At 43.8% G+C, this 16,527-nt stretch carries 16 protein-coding genes; 7 read left to right on the plus strand and 9 right to left on the minus strand.

Going from position 1 to position 16,527, the window contains the following annotated elements; translation table 11 throughout:
- Nucleotide 1: 1 nt before the first annotated feature.
- The 7 genes from hisD to hisIE are packed head-to-tail and all read left to right on the plus strand — an operon-like array spanning nucleotide 2 to nucleotide 6,256.
- The gene (gene hisD / locus ACT3RT_RS05715) at nucleotides 2-1,318 is read left to right on the plus strand and encodes a histidinol dehydrogenase (protein ID WP_396132473.1); all 1,317 of its coding nucleotides are present in this window, start codon (nucleotides 2-4) and stop codon (nucleotides 1,316-1,318) included.
- Nucleotides 1,315-2,451, plus strand: coding sequence for a histidinol-phosphate transaminase (hisC, locus tag ACT3RT_RS05720; protein WP_496202641.1), 1,137 nt, complete (start codon nucleotides 1,315-1,317; stop codon nucleotides 2,449-2,451). The genes hisD and hisC overlap by 4 nt, the downstream gene beginning before the upstream one ends.
- A complete protein-coding gene (gene hisB / locus ACT3RT_RS05725; protein ID WP_353501834.1) occupies nucleotides 2,448-3,530 on the plus strand; it encodes a bifunctional histidinol-phosphatase/imidazoleglycerol-phosphate dehydratase HisB in 1,083 nt (360 codons plus the stop codon). Before hisC ends, hisB begins: the two co-directional genes overlap by 4 nt.
- Nucleotides 3,530-4,120, plus strand: coding sequence for an imidazole glycerol phosphate synthase subunit HisH (hisH, locus tag ACT3RT_RS05730; RefSeq protein WP_353501833.1), 591 nt, complete (start codon nucleotides 3,530-3,532; stop codon nucleotides 4,118-4,120). The genes hisB and hisH overlap by 1 nt, the downstream gene beginning before the upstream one ends.
- A gap of 5 nt (nucleotides 4,121-4,125) precedes the next feature.
- Complete coding sequence (hisA, locus tag ACT3RT_RS05735; RefSeq protein WP_496202642.1) at nucleotides 4,126-4,863, plus strand: 1-(5-phosphoribosyl)-5-[(5-phosphoribosylamino)methylideneamino]imidazole-4-carboxamide isomerase; 738 nt, start codon at nucleotides 4,126-4,128, stop codon at nucleotides 4,861-4,863.
- Nucleotides 4,845-5,618 (plus strand): imidazole glycerol phosphate synthase subunit HisF, encoded by a 774-nt coding sequence (gene hisF, locus ACT3RT_RS05740; protein WP_485900286.1) that lies wholly within the window; start codon nucleotides 4,845-4,847, stop codon nucleotides 5,616-5,618. The genes hisA and hisF overlap by 19 nt, the downstream gene beginning before the upstream one ends.
- 11 nt (nucleotides 5,619-5,629) lie before the next feature.
- Nucleotides 5,630-6,256, plus strand: a complete 627-nt coding sequence (gene hisIE / locus ACT3RT_RS05745) for a bifunctional phosphoribosyl-AMP cyclohydrolase/phosphoribosyl-ATP diphosphatase HisIE (RefSeq protein ID WP_496202912.1) — start codon at nucleotides 5,630-5,632, stop codon at nucleotides 6,254-6,256.
- Between the two features lie 69 nt (nucleotides 6,257-6,325).
- On the opposite strand, the gene wzzB is transcribed toward hisIE, so the two are convergent.
- The 9 genes from wzzB to ACT3RT_RS05790 all read right to left on the minus strand — a co-directional run bounded on the left by wzzB (nucleotide 6,326) and on the right by ACT3RT_RS05790 (nucleotide 16,527).
- On the minus strand, nucleotides 6,326-7,309 hold the full coding sequence (gene wzzB, locus ACT3RT_RS05750; protein WP_485900285.1) for an LPS O-antigen chain length determinant protein WzzB: 984 nt from the start codon (nucleotides 7,307-7,309) through the stop codon (nucleotides 6,326-6,328).
- Nucleotides 7,310-7,550: 241 nt separating this feature from the next.
- Nucleotides 7,551-8,960, minus strand: coding sequence for an NADP-dependent phosphogluconate dehydrogenase (gene gndA, locus ACT3RT_RS05755; protein ID WP_485900284.1), 1,410 nt, complete (start codon nucleotides 8,958-8,960; stop codon nucleotides 7,551-7,553).
- Between the two features lie 261 nt (nucleotides 8,961-9,221).
- Nucleotides 9,222-10,043, minus strand: coding sequence for a glycosyltransferase (locus ACT3RT_RS05760; RefSeq protein WP_485900283.1), 822 nt, complete (start codon nucleotides 10,041-10,043; stop codon nucleotides 9,222-9,224).
- A complete protein-coding gene (locus ACT3RT_RS05765) occupies nucleotides 10,030-11,115 on the minus strand; it encodes a glycosyltransferase family 4 protein (protein ID WP_496202643.1) in 1,086 nt (361 codons plus the stop codon). Before ACT3RT_RS05765 ends, ACT3RT_RS05760 begins: the two co-directional genes overlap by 14 nt.
- A 2-nt stretch (nucleotides 11,116-11,117) precedes the next feature.
- Nucleotides 11,118-12,287 (minus strand): EpsG family protein, encoded by a 1,170-nt coding sequence (locus ACT3RT_RS05770; RefSeq protein ID WP_485900281.1) that lies wholly within the window; start codon nucleotides 12,285-12,287, stop codon nucleotides 11,118-11,120.
- Nucleotides 12,288-13,175, minus strand: coding sequence for a glycosyltransferase family 2 protein (locus ACT3RT_RS05775; RefSeq protein ID WP_485900280.1), 888 nt, complete (start codon nucleotides 13,173-13,175; stop codon nucleotides 12,288-12,290).
- Nucleotides 13,162-14,172 (minus strand): glycosyltransferase family 2 protein, encoded by a 1,011-nt coding sequence (locus ACT3RT_RS05780; RefSeq protein ID WP_485900279.1) that lies wholly within the window; start codon nucleotides 14,170-14,172, stop codon nucleotides 13,162-13,164. The genes ACT3RT_RS05775 and ACT3RT_RS05780 overlap by 14 nt, the downstream gene beginning before the upstream one ends.
- Nucleotides 14,156-15,433, minus strand: a complete 1,278-nt coding sequence (locus ACT3RT_RS05785; protein ID WP_485900278.1) for an O-antigen translocase — start codon at nucleotides 15,431-15,433, stop codon at nucleotides 14,156-14,158. The genes ACT3RT_RS05780 and ACT3RT_RS05785 overlap by 17 nt, the downstream gene beginning before the upstream one ends.
- On the minus strand, nucleotides 15,421-16,527 hold the full coding sequence (locus ACT3RT_RS05790; RefSeq protein ID WP_485900276.1) for a DegT/DnrJ/EryC1/StrS family aminotransferase: 1,107 nt from the start codon (nucleotides 16,525-16,527) through the stop codon (nucleotides 15,421-15,423). The genes ACT3RT_RS05785 and ACT3RT_RS05790 overlap by 13 nt, the downstream gene beginning before the upstream one ends.

Here is a 16,527-nt window from a genome sequence, read left to right on the forward strand (position 1 = left end):
CATGCAGCCAACCGCGTTCAGCACCCCTATAGACTGGCAGCAGTGTAGCGAAGAGCAGCGTCGCGATTTGCTGACTCGTCCGGCAATCTCCGCCTCTGACCGAATCACCGAGTCAGTCAGCGAGATCCTTAGCCGCGTTCGCAACGAAGGCGACAGCGCCTTACGCGAGTATTGCGCCAAATTCGATAAAACCGATGTCGCCGACATTCGCGTCACCGCCCGGCAAATCGAAGACGCCTCGGCTCGCCTTGGCGACGACGTGAAACAGGCGATGGCGCACGCGGTACGCAATATCACCACCTTCCACGAAGCGCAAAAGCTGGCGGTGGTAGATATTGAAACCCAGCCGGGGGTGCGCTGCCAGCAGCTGACCCGCCCGATTCAGTCGGTAGGCCTGTATATTCCTGGCGGCTCTGCGCCGTTGGTATCGACGGTATTAATGTTAGCGACGCCTGCCGCGATTGCGGGCTGTCAGCGTGTGACGCTGTGCTCACCGCCACCGATTGCCGATGAAATCTTATATGCCGCCAAGCTGTGTGGCGTCAGTGAGGTTTACCAACTCGGCGGCGCGCAGGCCATCGCCGCTCTGGCCTTCGGGACAGAAAGCGTGCCTAAAGTGGCTAAAATCTTCGGGCCGGGCAATGCCTACGTCACCGAAGCCAAGCGTCAAGTTAGCCAAAGCCTCAATGGCGCGGCGATTGATATGCCAGCCGGACCGTCCGAAGTGCTGGTGATTGCCGACAGTGGCGCAACGCCTGACTTCGTGGCTTCTGACCTGTTGTCGCAAGCAGAACACGGCCCGGATTCACAGGTGGTGCTGCTGACGCCTAGTCTGGAGATGGCAAAAGCCGTGGCCGAAGCCGTAGAGCGTCAGCTTGCCCTGCTTTCGCGCAAAGAAATTGCCCGCCAGGCGCTGGAAAGCAGCCGCCTAATCGTGGCGAAAGACTTAGCACAGTGTATTGAAATCAGTAACGCCTACGGCCCGGAGCACCTGATTTTACAAACCCGCGAGCCGGAAGCCTTGGTAGACAGCATCACCAGCGCGGGCTCGGTGTTTCTCGGTGACTGGTCACCGGAATCTGCCGGAGACTACGCCTCGGGCACCAACCACGTGCTGCCGACCTATGGGTATACCGCCACTTACTCAAGCCTCGGGCTGGCGGATTTCCAGAAACGCATGACGGTACAACAGCTTACGCCGCAGGGCTTGCTGGGTCTGGCGACCACCATCGAGACGCTGGCGCAGGCTGAACAACTGACTGCTCACAAAAATGCCGTAACCCTGCGCGTCAATGCGCTGAAGGAGCAAGGACAATGAGTGATAAAAGCAATCTCAGCGTTCAGGCGCAGGCCCGTAAAAACGTTCGCGAGCTGACACCTTATCAGTCAGCTCGTCGTCTGGGTGGCAATGGCGATGTCTGGTTAAATGCCAATGAATACCCGCTGGCTCCGCAGTTCGAACTCACCGCGCAGACTTTCAACCGCTACCCAGAATGCCAGCCGAAGCTGGTGGTGGAGCGCTACGCGGCCTACGCCGGTCTGGATGCCAGTCAGGTAATCGTCAGCCGTGGCGCCGACGAAGGCATTGAGTTGCTGATCCGCGCGTTCTGCGAGCCGGGCAAAGACGCCATCCTTTATTGCCCGCCTACTTACGGCATGTACAGCGTCAGCGCCGAGACTATCGGCGTGGAAGGTCGCACGGTTGACGCCAATGAAGACTGGTCGCTGAACCTGCCTGCCATAGAGGCGGCGCTCGACGGCGTAAAGCTGGTCTATATCTGTAGCCCAAACAACCCGACCGGCAACCTGATCAATCCCGATGATTTGCGAGCCGTGCTGGAATTCACGCGCGGCAAGGCGATTGTTGCTATAGATGAAGCGTATATTGAGTTCTGCCCGCAGGCCTCGGTCGCCGGCTGGCTGCAAGAGTATCCGCACCTCGCCGTGCTGCGCACCCTCTCCAAAGCCTTTGCTCTGGCCGGACTGCGCTGTGGCTTCACCTTAGCCAGCAGTGAACTGATTGCTCTATTAATGAAAGTGATCGCACCTTATCCACTGGCAACGCCGGTCGCCGACATTGCCGCGCAGGCGCTGAGTGATGAAGGCTTGGCGGTTATGCGTGCGCGGGTATCAGAGATCAGTAAAACCCGTGGCTGGCTGATCGACCAATTAAATCAGTGCGACTGCGTAGAACAGGTATTTACCAGCGAAACCAACTACGTGCTGGCTCGCTTCACTGCTTCCAGTCAGGTCTTTAAAACACTGTGGGATCAGGGCATTATCTTACGTGATCAGAATAAACAACCGGGTCTTTCCGGCTGCTTACGCATTACCGTAGGCACCCGTGCCGAGTGCCAGCGAGTCATCGACGCACTGCGCCCACTGCCCGGTGCAGGCCAGACGGCAGTAACCACTAATAATGAATTTGCCCCAAGCAAGGAGCCTATGTGAGCCAGAGCCCGTTAGTACAAAAGATCTTATTCATTGACCGCGATGGTACGCTGATTTCCGAGCCGCCTGAAGATTTTCAGGTAGACCGTCTGGATAAGTTGGCGCTGGAACCGGGAGTGATCCCCGCTCTGCTGGCCCTGCAAGGCGCAGGCTTCAAACTGGTGATGATCACCAATCAGGATGGTTTAGGTACGGCGAGCTTCCCACAAGAAACCTTCGACCCGCCTCACAACCTGATGATGCAGATCCTCACTTCACAAGGCATTGTGTTTGACGAAGTGCTGATTTGCCCGCACTTGCCTGCTGACCACTGCGCGTGCCGTAAGCCGAAAACCGAGCTGGTGAAGGGTTATCTGGACAGCGGCGTGATGGACGTCGTTAACAGCTATGTGATTGGCGACCGTGACACGGACCTGCAGCTGGCGGCCAATATGGGCATTGCTGGCTTACGTTACCAGCGCGATACGCTCAACTGGCCAGCGATTGCTGAACAGCTGACCAAACGCGACCGCCACGCCCAGGTTAACCGCGTGACGCGCGAAACCGCCATTGACGTAGATGTCTGGCTGGATCGCGAAGGCGACAGCAAAATTCGCACCGGCGTCGGCTTCTTCGACCACATGTTGGACCAAATCGCCACCCACGGCGGCTTCCGCATGAATATTGAAGTGAAAGGTGATTTGTACATAGACGACCACCACACGGTTGAAGATACCGCGCTGGCGCTAGGCGAAGCCTTGAACAAGGCACTGGGCGATAAACGCGGCATTGGCCGTTTCGGCTTCGTGTTGCCGATGGACGAGTGTTTGGCTCGCTGCGCGCTGGACATCTCTGGCCGCCCGCACCTCGAATACAAAGCGGAGTTCAACTATCAGCGCGTAGGCGATCTTAGTACCGAGATGGTGGAGCACTTCTTCCGCTCACTTTCTTACGCCATGGCCTGTACCCTGCACCTGCGCACTAAGGGCAAAAACGATCACCACCGCGTGGAAAGCCTGTTCAAAGCCTTTGGCCGCACACTGCGCCAGGCGATCCGCGTTGACGGCAACACCCTGCCGAGCTCGAAAGGAGTGCTTTGATGAATGTCGTTATCCTTGATACCGGCTGTGCCAACCTCTCTTCAGTGAAATATGCGGTCCAGCGTCTGGGTTATGAGCCGCAGGTCAGCCGTGACCCTGAGATTGTTTTACACGCCGATAAGCTTTTTTTACCCGGCGTCGGCACGGTTCAGGCTGCCATGGATCAGCTTGAGCAGCGCGAGTTAATCGACTTAATCAAGGCTTGTACTCAGCCTGTGCTGGGCATTTGCCTAGGTATGCAGCTGCTTGGTTCGGGCAGTGATGAGAGCGGGGGCGTGGCGACTCTGGGGATTATTGATACGCCGGTGCAACGCATGCAGGACTTAGGTTTACCTCTGCCGCACATGGGCTGGAACCAGGTGATTGCTAACGCTGACAGCCACTTGTTCCGCGGGATTGACGAGAACGCTTACTTCTATTTCGTCCACGGCTATGCGATGCCAATCTGCGAAAACACCATCGCGCAGACGCTTTACGGCGAGGCCTTCACCGCCGCCGTGCAAAAAGATAATTTCTTCGGCGTGCAGTTCCACCCCGAGCGTTCCGGTGCAGCAGGCGCACAGCTGTTGAAAAATTTTCTGGAGATGTAAGCACCATGATTATTCCCGCTTTAGATTTAATTGATGGCAGCGTGGTGCGTTTGCATCAGGGCGATTATGGTCAGCAACGTGATTACGGCAGCGACCCGCTGCCACGACTGCAAGATTATCAGCAACAGGGTGCCGAAGTGCTGCACTTAGTGGATTTGACCGGCGCGAAAGACCCGGCGGCCCGCCAAATCCCACTGCTAAAAAAACTGCTGGCTGGCGTTAGCGTGCCCGTACAAGTCGGCGGCGGTATTCGCACCGAGCAGGATGTCGAAGCGCTGTTGTCTGCGGGCGCAACCCGCGTGGTTGTCGGTTCAACGGCGGTAAAAGACCCTGAGACAGTTCAAGGCTGGTTTAGCCGTTTTGGCGCTGATGTGCTGGTTTTGGCGCTTGACGTGCGTATTGATGAGCACGGCACGAAAAACGTGGCCATCAGCGGCTGGCAGGAGAACTCCAACGCCACACTGGAACAAGTGGTCGAGCAGTATCTGCCTTTCGGCCTCAAGCACGTGCTGTGCACGGATATCTCCCGCGACGGCACCCTCGCCGGCTCGAACGTGGAGCTGTATCGCGAAGTCACGGCGCGTTATCCGCAAGTGGCATTTCAGGCATCAGGCGGCATTGGTAATTTGGATGATATCGCCCAACTGCGCGATAGCGGCGTAACAGGCGTGATTGTCGGGCGCGCACTGCTCGACGGCAAATTTAGCGTGACGGAGGCAATTTCATGCTGGCAAAACGGATAATCCCCTGCCTGGATGTTAAAAACGGTCAGGTAGTCAAAGGCGTGCAGTTCCGCAATCACGAAATCATCGGCGACATCGTGCCGCTGGCAAAACGCTATGCGGAAGAAGGTGCCGACGAATTAGTGTTTTATGATATTACCGCCTCTTCCGACGGGCGCGTGGTGGATAAAAGCTGGGTATCTCGCGTGGCGGAAGTGATCGACATTCCTTTCTGCGTGGCGGGCGGGATTAAAAGTGCAGAAGACGCGGCGCAGATTTTACAGTTTGGCGCGGATAAGATTTCCATCAACTCCCCTGCACTGGCCGACCCAACGCTGATCACCCGACTGGCGGATCGCTTTGGCGTGCAGTGCATCGTGGTCGGCATCGACACTTGGCACGACGCCGAGACCGGTAGCTATCAGGTTCACCAGTTTACCGGCGATGAAGCACGTACCAAGGTTACCACTTGGCAGACGCAGGATTGGGTAAAAGAAGTGCAGGAACGCGGTGCGGGCGAAATTGTGCTGAACATGATGAATCAGGATGGCGTGCGCAATGGCTATGATTTGCAGCAGTTGCAGTTGATTCGCGACGTTTGCCGCGTTCCTCTGATCGCGTCAGGCGGTGCGGGCACGCCGCAGCACTTCCTCGATGCATTTTTACAAGCCAACGTTGATGGCGCACTGGCGGCATCCGTGTTCCACAAACAAATAATTAATATCGGCGAGCTGAAGAGCTATCTGGCCGAAAATGGCGTGGAGATCCGCTTGTGAGTAATGAAACTTTGAATAACGCGCGTTTAAGTGAAGAGCAGATTGCCCAGCTGGACTGGGAAAAAGTCGATAATCTGATGCCTGTTGTTGTTCAACACGTGGTATCCGGTGAAGTATTGATGATGGGCTACATGAATCAGGAGGCGCTGACAGTGACTCAGGCTTCGGGCAAAGTCACTTTCTATTCTCGAACCAAACAGCGTTTGTGGACCAAAGGCGAAAGTTCGGGCAACTTCCTCAATCTGGCCAGCATCTATCCCGACTGTGACAACGACACCCTACTGGCGCTGGTCAACCCTATCGGCCCGACTTGTCACAAAGGTAACAATAGCTGCTTCCATCCTGCCGCAACCGACTGGGGATTCCTCTTCCAACTGGAAGAACTGTTGGCTTCGCGCAAAAACGCCGACCCAGAGAGTTCGTATACCGCCAAACTCTACGCCAGCGGCACTAAGCGCATCGCGCAAAAAGTCGGTGAAGAAGGCGTCGAAACCGCCCTCGCCGCCACGGTCAATGACCGTTTCGAACTCACTAACGAAGCGTCTGATTTGGTGTACCACTTGTTAGTGCTATTACAGGATCAAGATTTGAACCTGAGCACGGTGATTGAGAATTTGCGTCAAAGGCATAAGAAGTAATTAAGTGATTTTTAAATAAAAAAAAGGCCGGTTTATTAAATAAACCGGCCTTTTTTATCAGCTTAACAATTACGATTGGCGAGAGTAATTTCTAAAGATATTACGCCCTAAGACAACACCTGCACCAAGAATAACACCGACTAATGCACCCAGCACTAATATCACACCTTTTTTCGGACTATCACGGCGAATAGGCAGGTTCGGCTTCATCACATAGCGGAAAGAATACGTGGAGTCTGGCTTAGACTTTAATGCGCTAATAGCCAAAAGTGACTGGCGGGCGTCGTAGTAGGACCCATCCAGTGGCAACGGACGCGTAGCTTCATTCTTTATAATAGATGAAAGCGCATCACTACCTAAAGCAAACAGGGTATCTTCAGATAAATTTTCAGCTTGTTGCACAATCGTATTTTTAGTATTGGACTGCTCAGCAACAATCAGTGCCTGATTTAGGATCTCAAGACGTTTATCTTTCTTCTCCTGAGCAACCTTTTCTTTGGTTGCTAAGTCTTCTTTCAAGTCACCAATTTTCGAATTGATGCTCGACTGTAAATCATCATCAAGCTCGTTGACTACGCGCTTATTGATTTGTTGGATATAAGTAGTGAGTGTCTTTTGCGCGTCACCTGCACTTGAGGCCGTATAGCTTATCTTAATGGGCAGCGGCTGGTCTTTAGCAGCAGGAGTTATGATTAACTTTTCAGGCGAAGCTTGGTTATTAAGTTGTTCGGATAATGCAGAAATAGCTGAGTTAAACCGTCCAAAAAAGCGCTGCTGAACTTCAGAAATTGCAGGATTTTGGCTATACAGAATTCCCATAGCATTCGTATAGTTTGCAACTTGCCCGGAGTCCGGGTAAGTCACAATAGCTTCAGAAGTCCATTTTTCTTTAGCAACGATTAAGTAAGTTGTAGCAATGGCTACTGTTAAAATTGCACAAATAATAATTGTCAACTTCCCACGCCAAAGCTGCATAAAAAGATCAATTATATCAATAGAGTCATCAGCATCGTTGATGCGTCTTCTCATCCCATCGTTGTTATCTTGATTCATGGTCACCCTAAGCAAAATATTTAAGCAATTCTATGCGTGAAGTAATTATAAGCTTGTAATTTCAGGAATACCTAACTGAAAAATAGGTATTTTGTTCGGATTGCACCGAAACTCAACAGATTCTGAAATTAATAATACCCAGAAATAACTTTTAGCATTCCTGCTGAGTCAGTAAAGCAAATAAAAAAACGACCCACTTAAAGGGTCGTATGATTATTAATCAGCAACGAGTGAATTTAACTTAATCCAACCACTCGGTGTGGAACACGCCGTCTTTATCAGTGCGTTTGTAAGTATGTGCACCGAAGTAGTCACGCTGTGCCTGAATCAAGTTAGCTGGCAGAACCGCAGAACGGTAGCTGTCATAGTAGTTGATCGCAGCAGAGAATGTCGGAGTCGGGATGCCGTTCTGAACAGCATAAGAGACTACATCACGCAGCGCTTGCTGGTATTCGTCAGCAATGTTTTTGAAGTACGGAGCCAACAGCAGGTTAGCAATTGACGCGTTTTCTGCGTAAGCATCAGTGATTTTCTGCAAGAACTGAGCACGGATGATACAACCAGCGCGGAAGATCTTAGCGATTTCGCCGTAGTTCAGATCCCAGTTATTTTCGTCAGAAGCCGCTTTCAGCTGTGAGAAGCCTTGAGCGTAAGAAACGATTTTACCCAGGTACAGAGCACGACGGATTTTCTCGATAAACTCTGCTTTCTCGCCAGCGAAAGGTTTAACGGTTGGGCCAGTCAGTACTTTGGATGCCGCAACGCGCTGATCTTTCAGGGAAGACAAATAACGAGCGAATACAGATTCAGTGATAAGAGTCAGTGGTTCACCCAGATCCAGAGAGCTCTGGCTGGTCCACTTACCAGTACCTTTGTTAGCTGCTTCGTCCAGAATCACATCCACCAGATATTTACCTTCTTCGTCTTTCTTGGTGAAGATGTCTTTGGTGATATCGATCAGGTAGCTGCTGAGCTCGCCTTTGTTCCACTCAACGAAGGTGCTAGCCAGCTCTTCGTTAGTTAGGCCTAGTGACTGTTTCAACAGAGAATAAGCTTCAGCGATCAGCTGCATGTCGCCATATTCGATGCCATTGTGAACCATCTTCACATAGTGACCCGCACCATCAGCACCGATGTAAACAACACAAGCGTCGCCATCTTCAGCACGAGCAGCGATTTGCTCGAGGATTGGGGCAACAAGCGCGTAAGCTTCTTTTTGACCACCAGGCATGATGGAAGGACCTTTCAATGCGCCCTCTTCACCGCCGGAAACGCCGGTACCGATGAAGTTGAAACCTTGCTCAGACAGTTCACGGTTACGGCGAATCGTGTCTTTGTAATAGGTGTTGCCGCCATCGATCAGGATGTCGCCCTTATCAAGGTGCGGAGTCAATGAAGCAATGGTTTTGTCTGTTGCTTCGCCCGCTTTCACCATCAGCAGGATACGACGCGGTTTTTCCAACGAGTCAACAAACTCTTCGACGCTGTAATGCGGAACTAAATTTTTACCCGGGTTTTCAGCGATCACTTCATCAGTTTTGTCGCCTGAACGGTTAAAAATTGAAACGGAATAACCACGGCTTTCAATGTTAAGCGCGAGGTTACGGCCCATTACCGCCATACCGACAACGCCGATCTGTTGTTTGGACATTAGCAACTCCTGTCTGAAATAGTTGATTGCTCAGTTTGTGGTCTAAACCCATGTAATTAGTGAGTTTATACAAGCTGGGCTATACAAATGAACACCAGCATTGTACATGAGTTTTCGAGAGGAGGAACCTATCGCATCCATAACAATCTTCTGAAGAAGTGAAACCATTGGTTACAAACTACCTTAAAAATTGTCATGAAAAAGATAATGAAATATTGAAAATTTAAATTAAATCATCCTAAATAAATTTTGAAGTGATGTTCAAGAATTTTTGATCTTACGATTTAACTTATAGATGGCAGATAGTACCGCTAGCGGTAGCATACGTGGTAATGATCGCATCAAAAAAATCATTGTAGCTGAAATAATATTTTGTAATTTTAGTTTATGTTTCAACAATGCTAATTGATATTCACTTTTAATATATTTCGCACCAGATCTTCTTTTCAACATCCCTCTCCCAACGCGAGCTAGAACAAGAGGTTGGGCGATATTTCTGGTAAGATAACCTGCGGAAATAACCCTCAGCCAAAGATTGTAATCTTCCATTAAAGGGTGGTGTATATAACCACCAACATTAGTTATAACGTTTTTACGGAAAACGACTGTCATATGATTGAATGGATTCTTCCGTTTTGAAAACTCTCCGATATCTTCTGATGTAATTGGTACAACTCTTTCACCAATGATGTTATTCACAGAACCGGAAAACTCAAGAATGGATGAACCGAGCAGAACAAGGTTAGGTTCATTTTCAAATTCTAAGATCTGCTGTTCAAAGCGGTTTGGTAAACAAATGTCATCGGTATCCATTCTAGCAACCAAATCATATTTGCAGTGCTTTAAGCCGCAGTTTAAAGCATTTCCCAAACCAACATTTTCAGGCAATTTAAAAATTATAACATTCAGGCAAGGCTTAAATTCATCAATAACACTCTCAAGCTCAGAATTAATTGGCCCATCAAAAACAATAACCACTTCTGTTGGCAAGAGGGTTTGATTATCTAAGCTTTCCAAAGAGGCACGAAGATAAGCCGGATCTTCTTTATTATATAGGGACATCAACACACTAAATTTTAACATTTCCAATTATCTCACTATATAACTTTTTATATTCATCAGCTATAACGCGTGAATCGTAATTATTATGAACTAAATCATAGGCGTTTTGGAGAAATTCATTATCAACATTAAATGCATTATTTACGGATTTAACAAATGAATCAATGGTATTATCCATAAAATAAACAGAGTCATCTGTCAACAACTCTTTAAATACCGGAAGTGAGTTGCAGACGACGGGCACCCTACAAGCAATAGCTTCGAACAAACTTAAGCCAAAGGACTCACTAATACTAGGTGCAGCATAAACGTCATAATAAGGGAGAAATGGGATCGGATCACTTTGGAAACCAACGAATAGACACCTATCATAAACATTGAGCTTTCGGCTTAAATCTTTTAGTTTTTTTTCTTCATCTCCACCTCCGACAAAAACAGCAACGGAATTATCTAGATAGATAAGAGATTGGACTATAAGGTCTAAACCTTTTACTTTAGTAATTATTGAATTTGCACCAATTACTTTATAGCCTTGAGACTTAAAATTAATGATTTTCTGATATATATCTTTCGGAAGGAGAGAAGCATTTTTACTTCTTTCCACGACTTTGACTACAGGAATACTACTCGGAATGACAATTATTCTTCCAGAAGTTTTTTTAACATAATAACTTTTAGCGATATCAGTAAAAACTATAATATTAGGAATTAGTTTTATCACCGCCGACCATAAGTGTGAATAAACTTTCCCTTTTAATCCACCGTATCTATTTCCAAAGTCTTCACTGATGAAATTATGCATTGTCGACACACTATGTGTTTTTCTCAACGGAATAGTGAGCAACGAAGAAAATAAATCAGGAAAGAAACCATGCGAATGAACAATGTCGAATTTTTTTAGAGTTTTAATAAAACTAAAAGGATTTATTTTCTGGGGTTTTAATCCTTCAAAATTCAACTTTTCACCAGAACAATCTTTAATAACAAATATTTCCACATTAACTTGCTGAGCCAGTAGTGCTTCCACTAAATTCATGACTTGTATCCCAGGGCCGCTTCTATTTAAGCTGGGAAGAATCATTGCAACACGCATTATTAAATTCCTTGGGAGTCTTTGTACTCTTCTAGTTTTTCATAATTCCTTAAGTAAATCTCGTTTATCCTTTCATCATAATTTATATCGTTTATCAAAAATTCAAATAAATTGGTATTAACCTGTAAAAAAGAAATCGGGGACAGTTCATTCCTATAGTAAGAGAATAAATTAGATAATATAAACATTACTAAAACAAGAGAATAGATAGCGGTGTTTTTTCGCATTACTCGTGAGAATGAATAAAAACTTTTTTTCTTACTAGAAAATATGAAAACATATAATATGAAATAAACACTAAATCTACTAGCGAATGGAATATACAAACCAAGAAGAAATATTAAAACGCCAAAAAACATCTGACGAAATATGAACCAATCAGGGTTATTTGTATTAACTGAAATCAAATTGCCATTCAACAAAAGAAATATGAGGAACATCATAGAAATTATAAAAGATGGCCCTAAATGAAAGCCTATTGCTGTAATCTCTTGATATTGGGTCAATTTAAGTAAAACTGATGGGAAAAACTGCAACAAAGGTGTGAACAGTTCTGTCGCAGTAAAAAGCAGAGATATTCCTAACATCAAAGCTACTGAAGTAGAAATAAACAACGTGGAGCTTCGCCTCAACGCAATGAAATAAGATACTATAAGAATCAGCGCTGAAATATGAAAGCACACTGCTAAAATAATAAACAGAAAAGCATTTTTGGCATTACCATTCTGTAATGATATCAATGCATATATCGCAATTATTGCAGCCATAAATTGCCGTAATTGCTCTAACACAAGAGTATTGCCAAAGCATAAGAAAAGAAACACATAAAAGACGGGAATATTAACATCATCTATATTTTTCAGCGCCTTAGTTAAAATTAAAAAGCATAATGAAAAATACAGTAGGATAGTTAAACCGAAATTACCAAACGTAATGGCCTTAAGTGTTAATAGTAAAAGGTAAAAACCTGGCTCAAACCATGTCGCACCTTCACTTGTAAATAAATTTATATAATAATTAGCCCAATCTTCGCCATTTAAATAAAACGAAGTAATCATAAGGCTTAAAAAAACATTTAATAAAAATAAAGAAAAATCTCTATTCCTTCTATTTAACCGCCCCCATATGGGGATTAAAAGAAAGCAAGGGATACACAATATAATACTAAACATTTATTTCCCTAATCTATTAATTATATATATAACCACTTGAAAAATATCGAAAAACCTAAGCTTATACCAAAGTTTGCTTGATAGTACTTTAATTTGAAATAAATTATGATAATAAGGTATAATGCTACCCTTTCTCACGGTGTCATTAAAATGCAATAAATCTTTCTTTAGTAAGGGGTTTAATCCATTACTAGTAACCTGTTTTAGATGAACTCGATAATTTACAGTAATCATATTACAAGTGGTGATCTTATATTTTGAATTAAAAGCTTTATGCCAAAGAGGTAGGTCTTCAAGTAGATAATAATCCTCATTGTATTTATGTAATGCATTAAAAGTACTACTTTTAATAAATGCTCCTGGAGCCACATTTGAAAATCCTAAGAGGAATAGCCACTCATTGAATTTTGTCCATTTGAACTCTCGGCATTTAATAAGACGCCATGTGAAATGATAAGGATAAATTTCAGATTGTGTAATAGCGGAGCCAAATGTTTTAAATTTTGAATAGACTAAATCAAAACCTTTGCTTCCCGCCTTTAAAAGGTTCTCTATAGCATCTGGCTCTAGTAAATCATCTGCTCCAAGAAATTTTATCCACTCCCCTTTTGAAATATTCGCACCACGATTGCAATTGGCCGGAATACCTTTTCTTAAATTACTTGTTATTATTTTAATAGCGTACTCATGGGCTTGTTCACAGCGCCAGGTTTCACATAAATCTAAGGTTTTATCAGTAGAGCCATCATCACTGATAATTATTTCAAAATTTTTATAACTTTGGTTGATACAACTGTTAAGAGTTTCAATAACGTATTCTTCAGAATTATATGTAACAATAACAATTGATACTAAGGGCTCATATTTAACAAGATCATCGCCAAGCATAAACAATCCAAATATATAAATATTTAAACATCGACCAGGTTAATAATAAGGGTTTTCTAGTCAAGTAAGAAAAAAGATCTTTTACATTCACGGCATTTATTAGCATGCTTATCGCACTTACCCAATATTCATTGTTAGATAACTCCTTCCTCCATTTGTAATGCTTTATTGAAAGATTTGTCGAAACACGCAGAATATAAAGATTCAATGCAGGCTTTAAAAAAAATAGAGTATCCCTACTAGCTATTAAGTCTCGCAATGACATTGTGGTATACGCCATTTTAAATAAATTCTTATTCAATCTACGCGTTGTCGAATTATCATTGGAGCTGTAAAAATATTGTCCAGAACTGAGAGTTACAAGTCTACAACTTAACATGGCACATCGAGCTATTAACTCGTCATCATTCACATTATTAATACCATGATCATGCCTTTTTATTTCAGCATAGAGTTCATACCCTGCTAAGATGGTAGACCTGCGATAAATGCCAAAAGCATGAATACCCCAATATTCTATTGTATTTGAAAACGCTTCAAGGCCAGTAATAGGCCATGTATTTACTGAATAAGAAAATGGTTGGTGAACATTACTTTCTGATACTGAATAATAATCAAATAGAACAAAATCTATTTCATCATTTTCAAAAAATTTTGACATGGCATTATGAATGGAGGATTTATTTAAACTATCATCGCAGTCAAGGAATGCGATGTATTCAGTAGATGCCTTTTCAATTCCAAATAAACGAGCGCTCGCCGCACCCTTATTTTCTTGCTTAAAATAATGGATATTTTCTGCTTTATTGGCTTTTATAAAATCCAAAATTAAAAGTTCAGTATCATCAGTTGACCCATCATTAATAATCAAAACCTCTACATTGAGGCTAATACTATCAACGATAAAATTCAGACACTTAAGAATATTCTTGCTTTCATTATAAGCAGGAATTATTAATGAGCACTGCCATTTTGGATTGTCACTCGAAAGTTGCATTTTGGACTCTTTTTAAATGCTTTATATAAATTAAGATAGTAACATTAAAATACACAAAGTAAGTTAAGAAATAAGCAATACTTACACCTTGCAATCCGTAATAAGTTATAAAGAATTTAGTAGCCAAGGGGAATAATAAAGAGAAAAATATTTCTAAAGTGGCATTAATTTTGAAGTATCCTTTTGCTAGCAAAATTGTAGCAAATAACCAACTCGAAATTCTAAAAAAATCCCCAATGTTTTGAAATAAAAATAAATCCCTTGCTCTATAGAACTCAGCAGTGAATAGTATTTTTATAATAATATCTTTGCATAAAAATATAGCACAAGCAAATAAAAAAGCTAAAGGTATAACAACGGTTGCTCCACTTTTTAGAGTCGACAAATAGTCATCAACTGTTTTTGCAGCAGCAGTTTTCGGGAAATAATATACGGTAAGTGCAGTTGTTAATACTGCCAGATACGCTTCGGATATTTTAGAAACAGCCTGCCAATAGCCAGCATAATCTTGGGTAAGATCGTTTGAAATAATAGTTCTAACAGCAATTAATGAAATAGGGCCAGTCAAGGCACCTATTACACCCATGTAAAAATACTTCCTCATTTCTGAAGTATGTTGGCTAGATGCTACACCGATCCAATATCTAATTTTAAACCAAGGTCGTTTAAATATAATCCCAATCAAACATAGGCCAGCAACTGCATTGTTCAATGCTGCTGATATTAATGCGCCAGTGATGCCAAAAAAGTACACGAGGGCAGTCATTGATATCAAACCAGATATGATTGCAAGCAGATTTGCTAAAAAAAACCTATTGTGCTCGCCTAAACCGTTTAGAACGCCAAGGAAAATATTATTTATTATATTTAATGGTAAAACGCATAATGCTACGACGACAAGCCAGTAATATTGCTTCTGATGAAATAAGTATTGTGAAATATCAGCAGATAAAATGACACCGACACTAATGATGAAACAGCATGCTAAAAGCGACAACTTTATCGCCGCTTGCCAATAATATTTAGCACTTTCGTAATCATCTTTGTACTCGGAAGAATATCTATTGAGACCTTGAGATACTTGCGATGAAACAAATCCATTAATGAATGTTACCATATTTTGTAGTTGGCCCAGGGAAGCCATTCCCGAAGGGCCAGTATAAATCGCCACTACTTTTGATATAAGCAGCCCAGCGAGAAGTCTAAAGAAAGTGACAACTCCACTCAGTATCGTGATTTTTGCAAAATTCAACGTTGCCATCCATTGATGATTCTGATGACTGTATCTGCCTCATCGTCACTCATATAAGGCCCCATTGGTAAGGATAAAACCTCTTGATGTAACATCTCTGAGACTGGCAGACTTAATTCTTCTAGATCTTTATATGCAATTTGTTTATGTGGGGCAATTGGATAGTGAATTAATGTTTGGATACCATTTTCTAATAAGTATTTTTGGAGTTCATCTCTATATGACGTTTTTATCACAAACAAATGCCAAACATGCTCCAATGAATTACGAGGCTGTGATGGAAGTATTACATCCGGATGATCTATTTTCGATAAATACTTTTCAGCAACGCTTCTACGATTATCATTCTCATTATCTAAATTATTTAACTTAATGCTCAAAATGGCGGCCTGAAGCTCATCTAATCTACTATTTGTACCACGATACTTATTTTCATATTTAATATGTGAGCCATAATTCCTAAGCGCTTTTAAAACGTTTGCTAACTCATCATTATTTGTAGTAATTGCTCCTGCGTCTCCTAATGCACCCAAATTTTTACCTGGATAAAAACTGAAACCTGCAGCATCTCCCCAAGAACCAACTTTCGAGCCGTCAAATTCAGCTCCTTGAGCTTGTGCGCAATCTTCTAATACTAACAAGCCATTTTCTTTGGCTAGTTTAGAAATTAAATCCATTCGGCATGACTGACCATAAAGATGCACGGGAAGTATTACTTTGGTTTTTTTAGTGATTTTGCTTTTAATATTTTCGATTGATAAATTATATGTATTAACATCTGGCTCGACTAAGATCGGCTTCAGATTATTTTCGGATATCGCTAATATAGAAGCAATATAAGTATTTGAAGGAACGAGCACTTCGTCACCATCATTTACTAATCCCATTTCCTTCCATGCTCTTAATACTAAAACGAGTGCATCTAATCCATTAGCCACACCGATACAATGTTTAACACCGCAATAGCTTGAAAACTGTTTTTCAAAGTTAGAAAGCTCTTTGCCCATTATATACCAGCCAGAATCTAGCACGCGAGTCATGGCCGCTATAATGTCATCACGATACTGAGAATTTATTTTCTTAAGGTCAAGGAAGTTGATCAT

Origin of the sequence: Ewingella sp. AOP9-I1-14, assembly GCF_052375995.1 — a bacterium.
GTDB lineage: Bacteria > Pseudomonadota > Gammaproteobacteria > Enterobacterales > Enterobacteriaceae > Ewingella > Ewingella allii.

Coding starts and splice junctions, on each gene's coding strand:
- hisD (WP_396132473.1), top strand. CDS start 2: ATGCAGCCAACCGCGTTCAGCACCCCTATAGACTGGCAGCAGTGTAGC.
- ACT3RT_RS05775 (WP_485900280.1), bottom strand. CDS start 13,175: ATGCTTGGCGATGATCTTGTTAAATATGAGCCCTTAGTATCAATTGTT.
- hisA (WP_496202642.1), top strand. CDS start 4,126: ATGATTATTCCCGCTTTAGATTTAATTGATGGCAGCGTGGTGCGTTTG.
- ACT3RT_RS05780 (WP_485900279.1), bottom strand. CDS start 14,172: ATGCAACTTTCGAGTGACAATCCAAAATGGCAGTGCTCATTAATAATT.
- ACT3RT_RS05785 (WP_485900278.1), bottom strand. CDS start 15,433: ATGGCAACGTTGAATTTTGCAAAAATCACGATACTGAGTGGAGTTGTC.
- hisC (WP_496202641.1), top strand. CDS start 1,315: ATGAGTGATAAAAGCAATCTCAGCGTTCAGGCGCAGGCCCGTAAAAAC.
- ACT3RT_RS05770 (WP_485900281.1), bottom strand. CDS start 12,287: ATGTTTAGTATTATATTGTGTATCCCTTGCTTTCTTTTAATCCCCATA.
- ACT3RT_RS05790 (WP_485900276.1), bottom strand. CDS start 16,527: ATGATCAACTTCCTTGACCTTAAGAAAATAAATTCTCAGTATCGTGAT.
- wzzB (WP_485900285.1), bottom strand. CDS start 7,309: ATGAATCAAGATAACAACGATGGGATGAGAAGACGCATCAACGATGCT.
- hisF (WP_485900286.1), top strand. CDS start 4,845: ATGCTGGCAAAACGGATAATCCCCTGCCTGGATGTTAAAAACGGTCAG.
- ACT3RT_RS05765 (WP_496202643.1), bottom strand. CDS start 11,115: ATGCGTGTTGCAATGATTCTTCCCAGCTTAAATAGAAGCGGCCCTGGG.
- gndA (WP_485900284.1), bottom strand. CDS start 8,960: ATGTCCAAACAACAGATCGGCGTTGTCGGTATGGCGGTAATGGGCCGT.
- hisH (WP_353501833.1), top strand. CDS start 3,530: ATGAATGTCGTTATCCTTGATACCGGCTGTGCCAACCTCTCTTCAGTG.
- ACT3RT_RS05760 (WP_485900283.1), bottom strand. CDS start 10,043: ATGTTAAAATTTAGTGTGTTGATGTCCCTATATAATAAAGAAGATCCG.